General features: G+C 61.9%; 14 protein-coding genes. 3 read left to right on the top strand and 11 right to left on the bottom strand.

All coding sequences use genetic code 11. The features are described from left to right. Nucleotides 1-17 precede the first annotated feature (17 nt). Both ACIGJE_RS32635 and ACIGJE_RS32630 read left to right on the top strand, forming a co-directional pair. The gene (locus ACIGJE_RS32635; RefSeq protein ID WP_483680721.1) at nucleotides 18-794 is read left to right on the top strand and encodes an ABC transporter ATP-binding protein; all 777 of its coding nucleotides are present in this window, start codon (nucleotides 18-20) and stop codon (nucleotides 792-794) included. A gap of 101 nt (nucleotides 795-895) precedes the next feature. After that, nucleotides 896-1,918, top strand: coding sequence for an ABC transporter ATP-binding protein (locus tag ACIGJE_RS32630; protein ID WP_483680719.1), 1,023 nt, complete (start codon nucleotides 896-898; stop codon nucleotides 1,916-1,918). Between the two features lie 121 nt (nucleotides 1,919-2,039). Here ACIGJE_RS32630 and ACIGJE_RS32625 read toward each other — a convergent pair whose 3' ends face one another. The 6 genes from ACIGJE_RS32625 to ACIGJE_RS32600 all read right to left on the bottom strand — a co-directional run bounded on the left by ACIGJE_RS32625 (nucleotide 2,040) and on the right by ACIGJE_RS32600 (nucleotide 8,763). Next, entirely contained in the window at nucleotides 2,040-3,158 is a 1,119-nt protein-coding gene (locus ACIGJE_RS32625) for an ABC transporter permease (protein WP_483680718.1), read from the bottom strand. A 1-nt stretch (nucleotide 3,159) separates the two neighbouring features. Beyond that, nucleotides 3,160-5,877 carry a ribosome-associated ATPase/putative transporter RbbA gene (gene rbbA / locus ACIGJE_RS32620; RefSeq protein ID WP_483680716.1) on the bottom strand — a complete coding sequence of 906 codons (2,718 nt, stop codon included), beginning with the start codon at nucleotides 5,875-5,877 and terminating at the stop codon, nucleotides 3,160-3,162. Beyond that, nucleotides 5,874-6,908: an HlyD family secretion protein gene (locus ACIGJE_RS32615; protein ID WP_483680714.1), complete on the bottom strand. Its 1,035-nt coding sequence runs from the start codon at nucleotides 6,906-6,908 to the stop codon at nucleotides 5,874-5,876. Before ACIGJE_RS32615 ends, rbbA begins: the two co-directional genes overlap by 4 nt. A 215-nt stretch (nucleotides 6,909-7,123) precedes the next feature. Continuing rightward, nucleotides 7,124-8,107 carry a zinc-dependent alcohol dehydrogenase family protein gene (locus ACIGJE_RS32610; RefSeq protein ID WP_483681215.1) on the bottom strand — a complete coding sequence of 328 codons (984 nt, stop codon included), beginning with the start codon at nucleotides 8,105-8,107 and terminating at the stop codon, nucleotides 7,124-7,126. Between the two features lie 141 nt (nucleotides 8,108-8,248). Further along, on the bottom strand, nucleotides 8,249-8,488 hold the full coding sequence (locus ACIGJE_RS32605) for a hypothetical protein (RefSeq protein ID WP_311939369.1): 240 nt from the start codon (nucleotides 8,486-8,488) through the stop codon (nucleotides 8,249-8,251). 47 nt (nucleotides 8,489-8,535) lie between these two features. Next, nucleotides 8,536-8,763, bottom strand: a complete 228-nt coding sequence (locus tag ACIGJE_RS32600) for a hypothetical protein (RefSeq protein ID WP_149249230.1) — start codon at nucleotides 8,761-8,763, stop codon at nucleotides 8,536-8,538. Nucleotides 8,764-9,075: 312 nt separating this feature from the next. On the opposite strand from ACIGJE_RS32600, the gene ACIGJE_RS32595 reads away from it, so the two are divergent. Next, entirely contained in the window at nucleotides 9,076-10,704 is a 1,629-nt protein-coding gene (locus ACIGJE_RS32595) for an MBL fold metallo-hydrolase (protein WP_483680712.1), read from the top strand. A gap of 31 nt (nucleotides 10,705-10,735) precedes the next feature. On the opposite strand, the gene ACIGJE_RS32590 is transcribed toward ACIGJE_RS32595, so the two are convergent. The 5 genes from ACIGJE_RS32590 to ACIGJE_RS32570 all read right to left on the bottom strand — a co-directional run bounded on the left by ACIGJE_RS32590 (nucleotide 10,736) and on the right by ACIGJE_RS32570 (nucleotide 16,011). Further along, on the bottom strand, nucleotides 10,736-11,254 hold the full coding sequence (locus tag ACIGJE_RS32590; RefSeq protein WP_483680710.1) for an N-acetyltransferase family protein: 519 nt from the start codon (nucleotides 11,252-11,254) through the stop codon (nucleotides 10,736-10,738). A 117-nt stretch (nucleotides 11,255-11,371) separates the two neighbouring features. Continuing rightward, nucleotides 11,372-13,996, bottom strand: coding sequence for a magnesium-translocating P-type ATPase (gene mgtA, locus ACIGJE_RS32585; RefSeq protein WP_483680708.1), 2,625 nt, complete (start codon nucleotides 13,994-13,996; stop codon nucleotides 11,372-11,374). Nucleotides 13,997-14,008: 12 nt separating this feature from the next. Then, complete coding sequence (locus tag ACIGJE_RS32580; protein ID WP_483680707.1) at nucleotides 14,009-14,212, bottom strand: hypothetical protein; 204 nt, start codon at nucleotides 14,210-14,212, stop codon at nucleotides 14,009-14,011. Beyond that, a complete protein-coding gene (locus ACIGJE_RS32575; protein WP_483680705.1) occupies nucleotides 14,209-15,612 on the bottom strand; it encodes a bifunctional enoyl-CoA hydratase/phosphate acetyltransferase in 1,404 nt (467 codons plus the stop codon). The genes ACIGJE_RS32580 and ACIGJE_RS32575 overlap by 4 nt, the downstream gene beginning before the upstream one ends. A gap of 183 nt (nucleotides 15,613-15,795) precedes the next feature. Then, on the bottom strand, nucleotides 15,796-16,011 hold the full coding sequence (locus ACIGJE_RS32570) for a ChaB family protein (protein ID WP_311939351.1): 216 nt from the start codon (nucleotides 16,009-16,011) through the stop codon (nucleotides 15,796-15,798). Nucleotides 16,012-16,017: the final 6 nt, after the last annotated feature.

Genomic DNA, 16,017 nt, shown 5'->3' with positions numbered 1-16,017 from the left:
GTCGTCGAGGAAGAACCATGATCCAGTCCAAGCCGCAGGCCAAGGTCGCCATCAGGGTGCGCGATCTCGTGGTTGGTTTTGGGGACAGGATCGTTCTCGATCACGTCGACCTCGATATTTGTGAAGGCGAAATCATCGGTTTGATCGGGGCATCCGGCTCGGGCAAATCCGTCCTGTTGCGAAGCATCGTGGGGCTGGTGCCCAAGCGGGCCGGCAGCATTGAGATATTGGGACTCAATCTCGACGCGCTCGATGCCGAGGGGCGACGGGAGCTGGGCCTTCGATGCGGAATCATGTTTCAGCAGGGGGCCTTGTTCTCTTCCCTGACGGTGAGGGAGAACATCCAATTGCCGATGCGCGAGTTTCTCGATCTTTCCGACCACCTGATGGATGAACTCGCCATGTACAAATTGAAGATGGTGGGGTTGCCGGTGGATGCGGCCGACAAATACCCTGCTCAACTCTCCGGTGGTATGGCAAAGCGCGTCGCGCTGGCTCGAGCTCTGGCTCTCGATCCAGAAATCGTCTTTCTGGACGAGCCTACTTCGGGTCTCGATCCGATCGGAGCGGGCGATTTCGACGCATTGGTCTCCGTTCTGCATCACACCATGAAGCTGACGACCTTCATGGTAACCCATGACCTGGACAGCTTGCGCAATGTGTGCAGCCGGATTGTAGCGATGGCGAAGAGCAGGATTGTCGCCAGCGGCGGTTTGGAGGCGATGCTCCTCTCTCAAGATCCCTGGGTCAAAGCCTATTTTCATGGGGCGCGTGGCCAGGCGGCTTTTGGCTGACCTCTTGGCGCCAATGCCTGGACAGGCGAGAGGCCTTTCATCGAACGCCGCATCGTACTGCCGGTGACGGCCTATCAATCATCCGTGCAGGGGGCTCGCCTATGTCTGGTGCACATTTGCAGATGGAAAGCCCAGGCCATGCCGTTGAATCCGGCCGAGGCAACGTCGATGAGGACGGGGGTATGCCACGCAGTCTGTATCGCTTCATCTGGCAAGTGAGCGGTGCCCATCAGTTGTGGATCACGGTTCTGTCGATCCTTTTGTTCGTGGTCGGCACTTCCTCCCTCGAGGTGCAAAGGCGGGTCGTCAACGATGCGCTTCGCGGCGGGATCTATCGCCCTATCCTCATGCTGGCCGGCCTTTATTTGGGCATCAGCATCGCGGAAGGCTTGGTGAAGCTCTGCCTCAACATCTATAGGAACTGGGTGGGGGAGAGGGCTGTCCGGGCATTGCGCCAATCGGTGTTTGTGACGGGAGAGGGCGGTACGATCGCGCCGGTACCGGATCTGACCGAAGGCATTCAGCTTTCAATTGTTCTGGAGGAGGCGGATCCGCTCGGCGGATTCGTGGGGGAGGCCTTTTCCGAGCCCGTTTTGCAGGCTGGAGTCCTGATCTCCGTCGTTGGATATCTCCTCTATCTGCAGCCATTGATGGCGCTCCTCGTCGTGTTTGTTTTCTTTCCGCAGATCGGTTTCGTGCCGCTCATGCAGAACGCCATCAACCGGCGGGTGCAGACGAGGGTAGGTCTGCTGCGTGAAATGAGCGGCGAAATCGTGGGTGCCCGAGGGGCGATTGACGGCGACGGCCGTCAGCATACGCGCATCCATGCGGTATTCATGCAGAACATGGCCATCTACAAGCTCAAGTTCTCCATGAACTTTCTGATGAACCTGATGACCCAGCTCGGGGTGACGGCGATCCTGGCGCTGGGGGGCTATTTCGTCGTTGTCGGTAAAATCGAGATAGGCACTGTGGTCGCCTTCCTCTCGGGGCTGAGCAGGATCAACGATCCTTGGGGCGATCTGGTCACCTGGTATCGGGATCTGCAGGCGACGCGGGTCAAATATCGTCTCCTGTGCGAAGCCCAGCAGCTGGGAGCGATCGCGGGAGAGGTTGGGGAATGAAAGCTGCAGTGAGCCTGGCCGAACAGAGCAGCGGATCGCTTTCGCCGACCTGATGCGGTCCTGGCTTTCCTCACGCGTGCAGTGTTTCAGACCGGTGGCCCGACTGTGCGGTCGCAGTGTCTCACTGAGCCGCCAGGAGTGCCTTGCGAAAACGTATGCTCGCGACCAGAAAGAAAACGCTGCCGATTGCAGTCAACGCCGCAAGCTGGGGCCAGATGATGGAAAGGTCGGCGCCTCGATAGAGGATGGCCTGGGACAGGCTGACAAAGTGGGGTGAGGGCGTGAACTGCATGACCGTCTGGAGCCATTCGGGCATGCTCTCCATCGGCGTGGTACTCCCCGACAGGAGGTTCATGACGATGAGGATCGGCATTACCAGCAACCCGAATTGCGCCATCGAGGTGGAGACCGTGGAAATCAGGATACCCAGCGCGGTAACCGAGAACAGGTAGACAATGCTCGATCCCACGAACAGGCCAAGGGAACCTGCGACCGGAACGCCCAGAAGGCGCTCGACGACGATCAGAAGCGAAAGGCTGGCTGCGACGACGATGACAAGCCCGTTGGCCCAGATCTTGGCCATCATGATCTCGAAGGGGGTGACGGGCATCACGAGCAGGTGCTCGATCGTGCCGTGTTCCCTTTCGCGGATCAGCGCGGCGCCCGTGAGGATGACCGCCAGCATCGTGACATTGTTGATCACCTGCATCACGGCCGTGAACCAGGCCGATTGCAGGTTGGGATTGAACTTGGCTCGGACCACCAGGTCGATCGGGGTCGGATTGTCGGTGCCGGGGAGGGCCTTGCGTGCTTCCTCGTAGATGATGCTCTGAATGTAGGAGGCACCGTTCCCAGCCTGGGACATCGCCGTCGCGTCGATGTTGAGCTGGACCGACGGGTGACGCCCGGCGAGGGCATCCTGCTCGAAATTCGGGGGTATTTCGACGACGAAGACGAAGCGTCCGGCATTCATGGTGCGATCGACATCTTCGGCATTGATGAGAACCGGCTCTTCGAAGAAGGGCTTAAGCAGGGCATCGCGCAGACGAAAAGACAGCGAGGAGCGGTCTTCATCGACCACTGCGACCGAGGCATTCTTCACCTCGAAGGTCGCGCCGGTGGCAACCGTGTAGACGGCAAAGGTGAAGGTGTAGAGGATAAGGGCAACCAGGACGGGATCAGCCTTCAAGCTGAAGAGTTCCTTGATACCGAGCCGCCATATCGTGGTGAAACGGCCCATGTCAGGCTCCCCTTTTGCGTAGCGCGAGCACGGAGGCTGCGATGAAGGCCAAGCCGAAAAGCAAGAGGACGGCGAGATTGGGCCAGAGGTCTCCAAGGCCCAGTCCCTTGGCGAACACGCCGACACTGACGGGCTGGTACCAAGCGGCCGGAAAGGCAAGACCCATCAGGCGGCCCCCGCCGGACAGGGAGGAGACAGGCACGAGCAGGCCGGAGAAGTTGACGGCGGGAATGATCGCAATGATGGCGGTGGCGAAGATGGCTGCAACCTGGCTGCGCACGAAACTGGACACGAACAGGCCGAAGCCGGTGGTGGCCAGCACATAGGCAAAGGACGCCGCCAGCAAAGTGGGAAGCGACCCGCGCAGGGGGACCTGAAAGAGATGGACAGCCTGCAAGATCAAGGTCAGGCAGCTGATGAAGGCGATTGCGACATAGGGCAATTGCTTGCCCAGAAGGAATTCGAGCTTGGTGACGGGGGTCGACTGGAAATTGGCGATCGATCCGGTTTCTTTTTCCTTGACGATGCCCAAGGCCGTCATCACCGCGGGGATGAGCACCAGGATCAACACGATCACGCTCGGAACGATGGCATTGGCGCTCCGGAATGCCTGGTTGTAACGAAAACGCGTTTCGATCCCGATCGGGTAGGCAGGGGCCGCCCGCCCTCTTTGCCGCTTTGCGGCATCGGTGAGGTAGGTCGTTGCCAATCCCGTGACATAGCCGCGAGTGGTTTCTGCGCGGAAGGGCATGGCCCCATCCAGCCAGATACCGACTTGCGGGGTGAGCTGGCGCATCAGGTCCCTGCCGAATCCGGATGGGAGCTCGATCGCCAGCTTCAGCTCTCCGCTCTGCATCCGGGTTTCGAGTTCCTCGGCCGATCGGATGGTGGGCTGCTGGGCGAAGTAACGGGAACCTTCGAAGCTCTCGAGCAATTGCCGGCTCTGCGCGGACTGGTCCTGATCGAAAGCCGCATAGGGGATTTTCTCCACGTCGAAGGAAATGCCATATCCGAAAGTGAGCAGGAGCAGGACCGGGCCTATCAGGGCGAAGGCGAGGCGCAGAGGGTCGCGCACGATCTCCAGCGTCTCACGCCGGGCATAGGCCCATAGTCTACGCCCATCCAGCCGCCTTGGCCCGGCGGACGCCGCCTTGGCCGGAGCCACCGTCCGTGCCTTGCCGATCGAACTCGCCATGCCGGCCTGCTCTAGCACCTCGACGAAGGCGTCTTCCAGATTCGACTTGCCTCTGTCTGCCTTCAATTCCGACGGCGTTCCGACAGCAAGCACTTTGCCTTGATGCATGAAGGAGATGCGATCGCAGCGCTCGGCCTCGTTCATGAAATGCGTTGACAGGAAGATGGTGACGCCTTCCTCGCGCGAGAGCGACAGCAAGAAGCGCCAAAATCCATCACGCGCCACCGGATCCACCCCCGAGGTGGGCTCGTCCAAAATCAGGATTTCGGGGCGATGGATCACCGCCACGGCAAGTTGCAGGCGTTGGCGGATCCCGAGGGGCAGGCTTTCCGGACGGGTATCGGCGACGGTTTGCAGGTCGAAACGGGCCAGCATTTCGGCCACGCGTGGTTCGATGTCAGCACGCGCCAAGCCAAAGAGCTGCGCATGCAGGACGAGGTTCTGGCGAACCGTCAGTTCGCCATAAAGGGAGAAGGCCTGTGACATGTAGCCGACCCGGCGTCTGGTTTGCATGTCGCCGGCATCCAGAGGGTGACCGAACAGGCGCGCCTCGCCTTCGCTCGCGGGCAGAAGCCCGGTGAGCATCTTCATGGTGGTGCTTTTGCCGCTGCCATTCGAGCCCAGGAATCCGAAGATTTCGCCCTTTTCAATGCGGAAGCTGACATGATCGACGGCCGTAAAATCGCCGAAACGGCGTGTGAGGCCGGAAGCCTCGATCGCTGGCGGGCCGTCTGCCGGGCCAGCGGGGCGCGGGGGGATCGTCAGCTCGGCCTTGTCGCCGGCGTCGGGCAACAAAGCGACGAAGGCGGCCTCCAGGCTGGAAGCATTTGCCTGTCGCTTGATGTCGTTTGGCGAGCCTTGCGCGATCACACGCCCTTCATCCAGGGCCGCAAGCCAGTCGAAATGTTCGGCCTCGTCCATATAGGCGGTTGCCACCAGAACACTCAGATTGGGGCTGTCTTCCCGAAGGCGTTCGATCAGACGCCAGAACTGCCGCCGCGACAATGGATCGATCCCGGTCGTCGGCTCATCCAGGATGATCAGATCGGGGTCGTGGATCAGGGCGGAGCAAATACCGAGTTTCTGCTTCATGCCGCCGGATAGTTTGGCTGCCGGCCGGTCGCGAAATGCCGACAGGCCCGTCACCTCCAGCAATTGTGCAATGCGAGCAATGCGATCGTTCGAACTCTGGCCGAAAAGCCGGCCGAAGAAGTCGAGGTTCTCGGCCACGCTCAAGGTCGGGTAGAGGTTGCGGCCGAGGCCCTGGGGCATATAGGCAATGCGCGAGCGATTGAGGCGTAATTGTTCGGTGGAGCGAACATCGCCTCCCAGAACCAGGATCTCGCCTTGCTGGGGCCGCGTGACCCCCGCCACCAGGCCAAGCAGGGTCGATTTGCCGACCCCATCAGGACCAATCAGGCCGGCCATGCAGCCGGCAGGTATGGCCAGAGAAACGCGGCTGAGGGCGTCATGCCGCCCATAGCGATGGACGACATCGCGCAACTCGATGACAGGCTCGGTCATTGCGGCAGCTTCACCAGCAGCCGGTCCGGCCAAGCCGAGGTCTGGCTGGTCCGCACATAGGCGACGCCACGCACGCCCGTCTTAACCCGGGCTTCGTATTGCTTCAAAAGTGTCGGTGCGATCTTCAGCTTGACGCGGAACATCAGTTTTTCCCGTTCGTCGGCCGTTTCGACCGCCTTGGGGGTGAACTGAGCATCCGTGGCAACGAAACTCACGGTGGCCGGCACGACATAATCCGGGGCCGCGTCGAGGATGATGCGCGCTTCATCGCCCAGAGCCAGGCGTCCCGCGGCTCGCGAGGGCAGGAAGATAGTCATGTAGACGTCCGACAGGTCGAGGAGAGTGACGACCGGAGCTCCGGCTGCGACGACCTCTCCCGACTGGACGAGCTTGTATTCGATGCGGCCACGTCGTGGCGCGGTCAGGACGGCGTCGTCGACGAGCGAACTGACGCGGGCAACCTCTGCCCGGGCGGCATCTGCCGCCGCGTTGGCTTCGTCGAGATTGGCGATGCCGGCCTTCCTTGCTGCCTCCGCGACATTGAGCTGGCTGCGCCTCAGGTCCAATTGCTGCGTCGTGCCGTAGCCTCGCGCAGCAAGGGTGGAGGCGCGGTCGAGTTCCTGATGGGCGAGGACGAGCTCGCTTTCACGCTGTGCCAGTGCCGCTTCGGCTTCGGCGATGGTCTTTTCGGCTCGCCGGACCTGAGCCTGCGTGCCGGCAAGCTGTGCCTGCAGGTCGGAGACATCCATGCGGGCAACGACCGAACCTGCCTCGACGGTTTGTCCTTCCTCGACAAGGACCTGTGCCACGCGCCCAGCGAATTTGGCTGCGACCAATACGTGTTCGGCTTCGATGCGCCCGTTCGAGGAGGCGATGTCGGTGGGCAAGGCGGCCTTGCCAGTCCCGTTCCACAGGCTGCGCAGACGGTCGGCGATATTGGAGGTTTGGTCGGCAGCCGAGGACAGGCCGCTTATGGTGCATCCGGCGGCCACAACAGCGGCGAAAACACAAAGGCGAAGAGGCTGGCGCAACGAAGGTGCTCCCGAATGAATTGTGCGCCGGCGGGCGCCTATCCATCTTCGTTACCTTCAGTCGGGCGGCACCCGGTTGATGCAGATCAAACGCTGGTCGTTTGCATGCGAACTGCTCGGGCGGCCTTCCTTTTCGGCTCAGTGCAAGGATGTTTCCTCGTCATCGGAAGCCGGAGGCGAAACCGATCGGCAGGGATGGCCGCGCTCGGACGGCATCAAGGCACCAGGACCGCCGCGCCCTGAAAGCGCCCCGCCCGCAGATCCGCAAGTGCTTCGTTCGCCTGCTCCAAAGCGTAGGTGGTGACCGTTGTCTGGATGCCGACCTTCGGCACGATCTCCAGGAATGTCTCGGCGTCGGCCCGTGTCAGGTTGGCGACTGAAAGAAGCTGCCGCTCTTCCCACAGAATGCGATACGGAAATTGCGGTATGTCGCTCATATGAATGCCGCCGCAAACGACCTTACCGCCCTTGCGGACAGCGCGCAGCGCCTGAGGCACGAGCGCGCCGACAGGAGCAAAGATGATGGCAGCGTCCAGGGGCTGAGCCGGAAGCTCGTCGGATCCGCCGGCCCAGGCCACGCCTAGCGACAAGGCAAGCTTCTGGGCATTGTGGTCGCCCGGCTGCGTGAAGGCGAAAATGTCCCGGCCCTGCCAGCGGGCTACCTGGGCGAGGATATGGGCAGCAGCTCCGAAACCATAGAGGCCGAGGCGTTGAGCGTCGCCGGTCATACGCAGGCAACGCCAGCCGATCAGGCCAGCGCACATCAAGGGAGCCGTGGCTACAGGATCCTCACATCGGGGCAAAGGAAAGACGAAGGCCGCATCCGCCAGGACATGGGTGGCAAATCCCCCATCGCGCGAATAGCCGGTGAAGGCGGGCTCATCGCACAAATTCTCATGACCGGACATGCAATAGGGACAGTGGCCGCATGTATGTCCGAGCCAGGCAATGCCCACGCGTGTCCCGGCTTCCAGCCCTGTCACGCCCCTGCCGATACGGTCGATGGTTCCGACGATTTCGTGTCCGGGAACGATCGGCGTTCTCGGGTTGGGCAGTTCACCGTCGACCACATGCAGATCCGTCCTGCAGACGGCACAAGCCTCGACCTTCACCCGGATTTCGCCGAAGGAAGGCATCGGGTCGGGACGGACCTCCATTCGGAGCGGTTGTCCTGTCTGATGAAGCACCATGGCCTTCATGGCATCGTCCATGATCGCGTTGCCGGATATGTATCCGAGTGGAGACTTTGATCGGCGCCACCGAGCATGGGCAATCGGCTGCGGATTGCACGATGGTGTTGGCCGGTAGGCCATGGTCGCTGCTGCCCGGTTCCCCGAGCTTTATTCCAGATCATACTTGCCCTGCAGCGGCAGGATGGCGTTCAGCGCTTTCTGCCAGGTCGACACGCCTCCTGGATCAGGCTCGATATCCGCGACGGTCCATGGGTGTCGCGCGGAATGTTCACCAGGGCGCGTCGGTTTGATGGCCACCGATTGTGTCGCATGCAGACCGGCCACCTTGCGGATCTCCTGCAGGCACAGCTGCTCCAATCGCACTGCGGGCAACTTTTGCCGTGCCATGCTGGTTGCCTCTCCTGTTTCGGATGGATGCCATGTAGTCGCCCGGCTCATTCGGCCGCCGGCAATCCGATCGGCATGATGTCGGGTTCCCGTCGCATCCAATCATTCAATTGGGTGACCAGTTCGGCGTAGGGGATGCTGAGCGTCAGGCCGTGTCGTTCTCCGAACGAGACATAGGACGTCCCGTCGCCGTCGAGGCTGACATATTTCACCTGGTCGGGATTTATGGCGTATCGCCCCCCGTCGGATGTCACTTCGATCAAACCGCTACTCACCGCGCGCTCTCCGGAAATGCCTGTTCAAGCCTCTGTCGCGACATGGGAAGGCGGATGACGATATCCCGCTTGCCACTTTCCGACGGTCTCCCATGACCGGGGGCACAAAGGTAACCCTCGGATCTCGTTCACCATGGATGCCTTCGACGAAACCAGCGTTGATCTGCATCAAGTCGGCGCACCGAGGTGGCGTGTCGAGATAAAGACGCTTCCCGGCCTCGGTCAGCCCGGCTTGCTTTGATCTGCCGCAAGAAAAGTGTTCCGATGGAGGTCTAGGTTCCTCGGGTGTTTGAAAAACAGGGCAAGAGCGACATGTCGGAGGCTTCCTCCTCGGATCCGAAGAATTTTCCCCGCCTCAGCTTCTTCGGCGCCACACAGACCGTAACCGGGTCGTGCTTCCTCATCGAGACGCCCAAGGCCAAGATTTTGGTGGATTGCGGTCTGTTCCAAGGCTCCAAGACCGAGAAGGAACTCAATTATCGCCCGTTTCCCTTCGATGCCTCCAGCATTGGTGCGGTTCTTCTGACCCATGCCCACATCGATCATAGCGGCCTGTTGCCCAAGCTCATGCGAGAGGGCTTTACGGGGTCGATCTTCGCGACGGCGGCCACCTTCGACCTGTGCTCGGTCATGCTGCCGGATTCGGGCCATATCCAGGAGACGGAGGTCCAGCAACTCAATATGCGCAACCGGCGCCGTGGCCTGCCGACCGTTACCCCGATCTACACCGTGGAGGATGCCACTGCCACGCTGGCGCTCTTCAGGCCCGTTGCCTTCAAGACCTGGCTTCGCGTTGCCAGCGGGATTAGGGCTCGCTTCTGGAACGCCGGCCATTTGCTGGGCTCGGCTTCGATCGAGGTCGAGATCACCGATGACGTCGGCAAGCTCATGCGACTGCTGTTTTCCGGCGACCTTGGACCCGGCCATAAATTGTTGCAGGCCGATGCCGAAGCCCCCGCAGGTTTCGACTATGTCGTCTGCGAGTCGACCTATGGAGATACGGATCGCACCGATGCCTCGACAGAAAAACGACGGCACCTGCTGAGCCGCGAGGTCAAGGAGGCCGCGCGCTCGAACGGGGCCTTGCTGATTCCGTCCTTCGCCGTCGAACGAACGCAGGAACTGCTGGTCGATCTGGTCAGCTTGATGAATGCGAATGAAGTGCCGAGGGCACCGATCTTCATCGATTCACCCCTTGCGACCGTGGCCAGCGGCGTGTTCGCGAAATATGTCAGCCAGATGCCGAGTGGCGAGGCCCTGACGTCGGCCCTGCATGCCCCTAACGTTCATTTCACGGAGAGTGTGGAGCAGAGCAAGGCCATTTCCCGGTTCCGCAACTTCCACATCGTCATTGCCGCCAGTGGCATGTGCGAGGCGGGGCGCATCCGTCACCACCTCCGCAATTGGCTGTGGCGGGAAGAGGCGACGGTCCTGCTCGTGGGTTACCAGGCCCAGGGTACGCTCGGCCGCCTCCTTCTCGATGGCACCTCCCGCGTGCGGCTGATGGGCGAGGAGGTGGAGGTCCGCGCCCGCATCCGCTCCATCGACCTGTATTCCGGCCATGCCGATGCAGGAGAACTGCTGTCGTGGCTGTTGGCGCGGCTGCCTGTCGCGGGCAACGTCTTTCTGACCCATGGCGAGCGTGAGGCCATCGCCGCGTTCAAGAACAGCCTGGCGAGTACCCAGCCCGGCTTGTCCGTAGTGGTGCCATCGATCGATGAGGTCTTCTTGCTGGATGGCGGAATGGGGCAACGCCTCGACCGGCATTCCCCGCCACGCATCGCGCCGGAGAATGCCGGGCGGCTCGACTGGAACAACGAATTGTCCAAGCTCCTGTTGGACATCAGCCAGACCACGGCGCAGGCTGCGGACGAACGTGCCAGGCGCGTGATTATCCGCCGCTTGCGCAGGGCATTGGCAAATGAGGACGCCCCGTCTTAGGGCATCCTCGACCGTTTCAGCATCCAGCGGTTCAAGCCGGCCCAAGGTCCATGGAAACCAGGGCCAGCGTGGAATCGCCGGGCACCGGCGCGACGCTGAAGCCCATGTTGCGCTCCAGTTCAATGGCGTCGTAGTTGGCCCGGCTCTCGAGGGACTCGATCCGCCGCATGCCGCGGCGCCGCGCCTGCTCGGCCACGAAGCTCAGCAATTCCCAGCCAATTCCCCGATTTCGGTAGTCGGCGTGGACGCTGACGGCGACCTCGCCGCGCTGGCCATCGTCGCTGCGGACCAGCATTGCAGTGGCAACGGCCATATTGCTGGCCTGATCGAAGGCAAGAAAGGTCTCGACGTGATCGTGGTCGGCATTCGCCATCCTGCTTATCCATTCCGGGCCGACCTCGCTGATGGCCGAGAGAAAGCGGAACCGTAAATCTTCCTTGCGCAGGTGATGAAACAAGTCGCTTAGGACGGGGGCGTCGTCAGGCGTGACAGGCCTGACCCTGATGACAAGTCCCGTCCGCGTTTTCAGTTCCTTGATCGGTTCGTTCATGTCGGCCCTCCCTGGCGACAACTGAATAGTCCGCCATTCTTTTCTCAGTTCTCGCTCCGCCTGTCCTTGAGGACGATCAAATCGCGCGATGGATTCGAGCCCAGAAGCGGAGTTCGATCATCGAGGAAAAGGGGGCTGCGCCTTGCTTGCTGCGGCTGGCACGGGTCCCATGCGAATGGCAGGCTTCAGCGGCCTTCTGATCGCCAAGGGCTTCAGCAGTTCGACACAAACAAGATAGAGGATGACGATACCCGCCGTGGCCAGGAGCAAACCGGGAGGTGGTGCGACGAAGCCAAACCAGGGGCCTAGCGGCGTGAAGGGCACGATGAGCGCGACCAGCAGGGCGGACAGGGACGAAGCCGCCAGCACCGGACTTGGTCGATTGCGCCATGGGCATCCAGCGGTGCGGATCAGGAAGATCACCAGGATCTGCGTGGCCATCGATTCCAGGAACCAGATGGTCCGGAATTCGTCGGGGGCGGCATGGAAGATCGCCAGCAAGACAGCGAAGGTCAGAAAATCGAACAGGGAGGATAAGGGACCCATGATGGCGGCAAAACGCATCAGCCCGCCCATGTCCCAGATTTGGGGCTCGGCGATTGCCTCGCGGCGGACCTGGTCGAAGGGAATGCCGATTTCCGACAGGTCATAAAGCAGGTTGTTCAACAGAATTTGGGTCGGCAACATGGGAAGGAATGGGAGCAACATGGATGCCAGTGCCATGGAGAGCATGTTGCCGAAATTCGAACTGGCACCCATGCGAACATATTTGAGGATGTTCGCAAACGTTCGTCGTCCCTCTTCCACGCCGGCGGCGACAACCTCGAGATCGGAAGCCAGCAGGATCATGTCCGCGGCAGCCTGGGCGACTCCGGTGGCTCCCTCGACCGACAGGCCGATATCGGCGACTTTCAGGGCGGGCGCATCGTTTATGCCGTCGCCGAGATAGCCGACGACCGCCTGCGATTGTTGCAACGCCTTGATGATACGAGACTTTTGGTCGGGCGTCAGTCTAGCAAAGGCATCGACCGACCGAACTTGCACCGCCAGAGCCTGGTCGTCGAGTTTGGCAATATCGCTTCCGGATAGAACCGTCTGTCCTTTGAGGCCGACCAATCCGGCCAATCTTCGCACGACAAGCGGATCATCCCCGGAGAGGATCTTGAGGTGCACACCGATCTTCGCAAGATGGGCGATGGCGGGGCCGGCGGTCGGCTTGGGAGGATCGGCAAAAGCACAAAATCCTTCCAATGTCAGGTTCTGCTCATCCGTTTCGGTGATTTCCTGCCGTTGCTCCGACCAGGGCTGCGTGGCTACTGCGATGCTGCGCAGGCCCTCCTGCGCCATGCCATGCAAGATTTCCAGTGCCTTCGTCCGCACTTCCGTTGTCAGGGGCAGGGTCTGTGCCCCGTCTTTCATATGCGAACACAAGCCAAGGACAGCCTCCGGTGCGCCTTTGGCGATGAGCATCGGGCCATCCGGCCCTTTCGCAAGGACCGAACCCAGCCTGCGCGTATAGTCGAAGGGGCGACGCCCCATGAGAGTCCAGGAAACGGAGGGCTCTTGTTCGGCGGCGGTCAAGGCGGCATCGAGCGATCCTCGGTCGCCACCCAGATCTGCTGCGACCGCCGCCAGGCTGGCTGGACGCCCCGTCTGCAAGCCATGGACGTCGATGCTCCTGGCAAGCGTGATCTGGGCCGAGGTCAAGGTGCCCGTCTTGTCGGTGCACAGGACGGTCATGGCCCCGAGATCGTGAATGGCCGCAAGTCGCTTGACGATGACCTTGCGGCGCGCCATCCGGATCGCTCCGCGCGAAAGCGTCACCGTGGTGATCATCGGCAGCAATTCGGGAGTGAGCCCGACGGCGAGTGCGACGGCAAACAGAAGGGAATCGAGCGGCGGGCGGCCGAACAACACGCGAGCGGCCAAAACCAGCACGACCAGGGCCAAGGTCAAGCGAGCGATCACCAGGCCGAATTCGCGCAGGTCACGCTGGAAGGGAGAAGGGGCGCTCGCTTCCCCCAGCATGCTGGCGGCAGCGCCGAAGATGGTTGCTCTCCCGGTCGCGATCACCAGCGCAATCGCCTCGCCCGTTTGCGCAACGGCACCGCGAAACACTGCGTTCGAGGCATCCGCCGGATTGGCAGAACTGACCCTACCCGGGGACTTCTCGACCGGATAGGGCTCCCCGGTCAGCGCTGCCTCGGCCGCAGTGAAGGCCGTACTTTCCATGACGAGAGCATCGGCAGGAATGACATCGCCGGCGCGGATGCGGATGATGTCGCCGGGCACGACCCTCTCGACGGCAATCTGCCTGAAGCTGCCATCGCGCTTGACCTCGGCCTTGAGGGCGACGGAGCGGCGGAGGGCCTCGGCTGCCCGTGTCGCGTGCCCCTCCTGAAAAGTATCCAGCCCGATGGAGATTGCCAGGATTGCGACGATGATGGCCCCGCCAATGGCATCGCCGGTCGCGATGGAGACGAGACCGGCACCAAACAGAATGAGAGAAAGCGGTTCCAGCAGCCGGCGCAGGATCGCGTGCAGCGCCGTCTCGCGCTGGCCCCTCCTATCGGCATTGAGACCGAACCTCGCCAGCCTTTTTTCTGCCTCGCTCGAAGTCAGGCCGTAGTCGTTGCAACCCAGCGTTCGGAGCCAGTCATCCGGGGAGTGCTCCCAGAACACAGCGGCTTCGCCTTGTGAATGCTTGGCTTGCGAATGCTGGGGTGATGCTGTCGATGGCATGGCGCGGCTCCGTCAGGAAGAAGGCGTTCCAGTGACGGGCCCGCTTGCGGTTTCCCGGATAGGCAAGTCGGAAGAGGTCGCTTGCTCTGCGCTGATCCCGTGTACCTTTTCGTCGTCGGCCTCGATTTCGAGGCCGAGCCCGGCAGGATCCGTTCTTCGGCAGCCCGACCCGCTGGTGGAAAAGCCGGGATTGCTGGTGAGCAGCATGCCGATCATCGAGCGAACCTTCCCTTGGCCGCCAGTTTGGCGAGTGCGATCGAGGCGAGGCGGACGTCGACAGAGTCCGATCTGCTGGTGAGGATGATGGGAACGCGGGCGCCGAGAACGAGGCCTGCAGCGCCGGCTCCTCCGAGGTAGATGAACTGCTTGGCCAGCATGTTCCCCGCTTCGAGGTCGGGCGCGACCAGAATGTCCGCTTGTCCCGCGACCGGGGAGACGATGCCCTTCATGCGGGCTGCAGCGAGATCGACGGCGTTATCAAAGGCAAGCGGGCCGTCGACCTTGGCACCGGTGATCTGTCCCCGCGCCGCCATGACGCTGAGGGCTGCGGCGTCCAATGTCGCGGGCATGGCGGCATTCACCGTCTCGACCGCCGCGAGAACAGCCACCTTCGGTTCGTCGATGCCGAGCACATGCAACAGATCGATGGCATTCTGACAGATATCGCGCTTGTGCTCGAGGGTGGGAGCGATGTTGATGGCCGCGTTGGTGACAACCACCAGCCTGGCATAGGCCGGTATGTTCAAGACATACACGTGGCTGATGCGCCTCTGTGTGCGCAGGCCGGATTGAGGCGCGACCACGGCGGCCAGCAACTCGTCGGTATGGAGGCTACCCTTCATCAAGGCTGCGGCATGGCCGCTGGCGGCCAGGGCGACCGCTCGCTGGGCGGCGGCATGGCTGTGTTCGGTGGCCTCGATGCGTATGCCCTCCAGGCTCAAGCCAGCTTGTTCGGCCACGGCCCGGATCTTGGTGTCCGGGCCAACCAGAATGGGTTCGATCAGGCCTTCGGCGCGGGCTTCGAGTGCGGCCTGGATGGCCTCAGGCTGGCATGGATGAACCACGGCTGTGGTGAGTGGTGGCAAAGCGCGGGCTGCTCGCAGAAAGGGAGTGAACCGGTGTTTGCACTGGGATGGTGCCTTCGACAGCGGCGCGGATCGACCCGCCAGTCTTCCAGATGGTGCGATAACGATGGTGGTGCCGGCGAGCACTTCGCTGCCTGCCTGGTCGAGGCAACGCGTCTCGAAAGTGACGGAGCGGTCCGCGGGGTTTTTCGCCCGCACGGTTATGGTGGCCGTTATCGTGTCGCCCGCCGATATCGGGCGGCGGAACTCGAGCGTCTGGTTGCGGTAGAGCGTGCCGGGTCCGGGCAATTGGGTACCCAGGACTGCCGAGATCAGATTGGCTGCCCACATGCCGTGGGCGATAGAGGGGCCAAGGGCATCGCCAGCCGCACAGTCGGGATCGAGATCTCCCGGGCCGAGGTTGCCCGATGCCAGGGCGAGAAGCCCGATATCGTCATTGCTGACGGTCCGCGTAAGGCTGGCGGAGTTCCCGATTGCCAATTCGTCGAAGAGGTGGTTGACCAGCGGAGGCGTGGAAATGATCTCGTTCATGGTTGCAGCACATGGGTTCCAGGCACATCGTCGAGGGCCCGGAACCTGCCGATGAACCTGGCCGAGCGGTCGCGCCAGGATTGAGCTCCTGCGACCGGCAGGACGACTCTAATTGAGACTCCTCAGGGGGCCTTGATACGGATCAAGGAGGCGCCGCATGCCGGGGCACCGGTGCTGGCACGGTTAGGGCAGTGAGACCCAGTGGTCGCCTTCTTTGTGATATTTGGTTTTGACCGCTGCCCAGGCGACGCGGTGGGCCATTCCCTCACGGCGGCGCGCATTGCACCGACCATAGCCGTCCCAGGCATGGTTGAAAGCCGCGCGATAGATTTCTTGCGCGTGATGAGGCAGCCTTGCACGTAATATCGGTGGCAGATCGTCGATTGTCGGATAGGGCATGGTTCA

The sequence above is a fragment of the Labrys sp. E2SS-1L genome (assembly GCF_057073705.1).
This window is presented reverse-complemented; position numbering and strand designations above follow the sequence as displayed.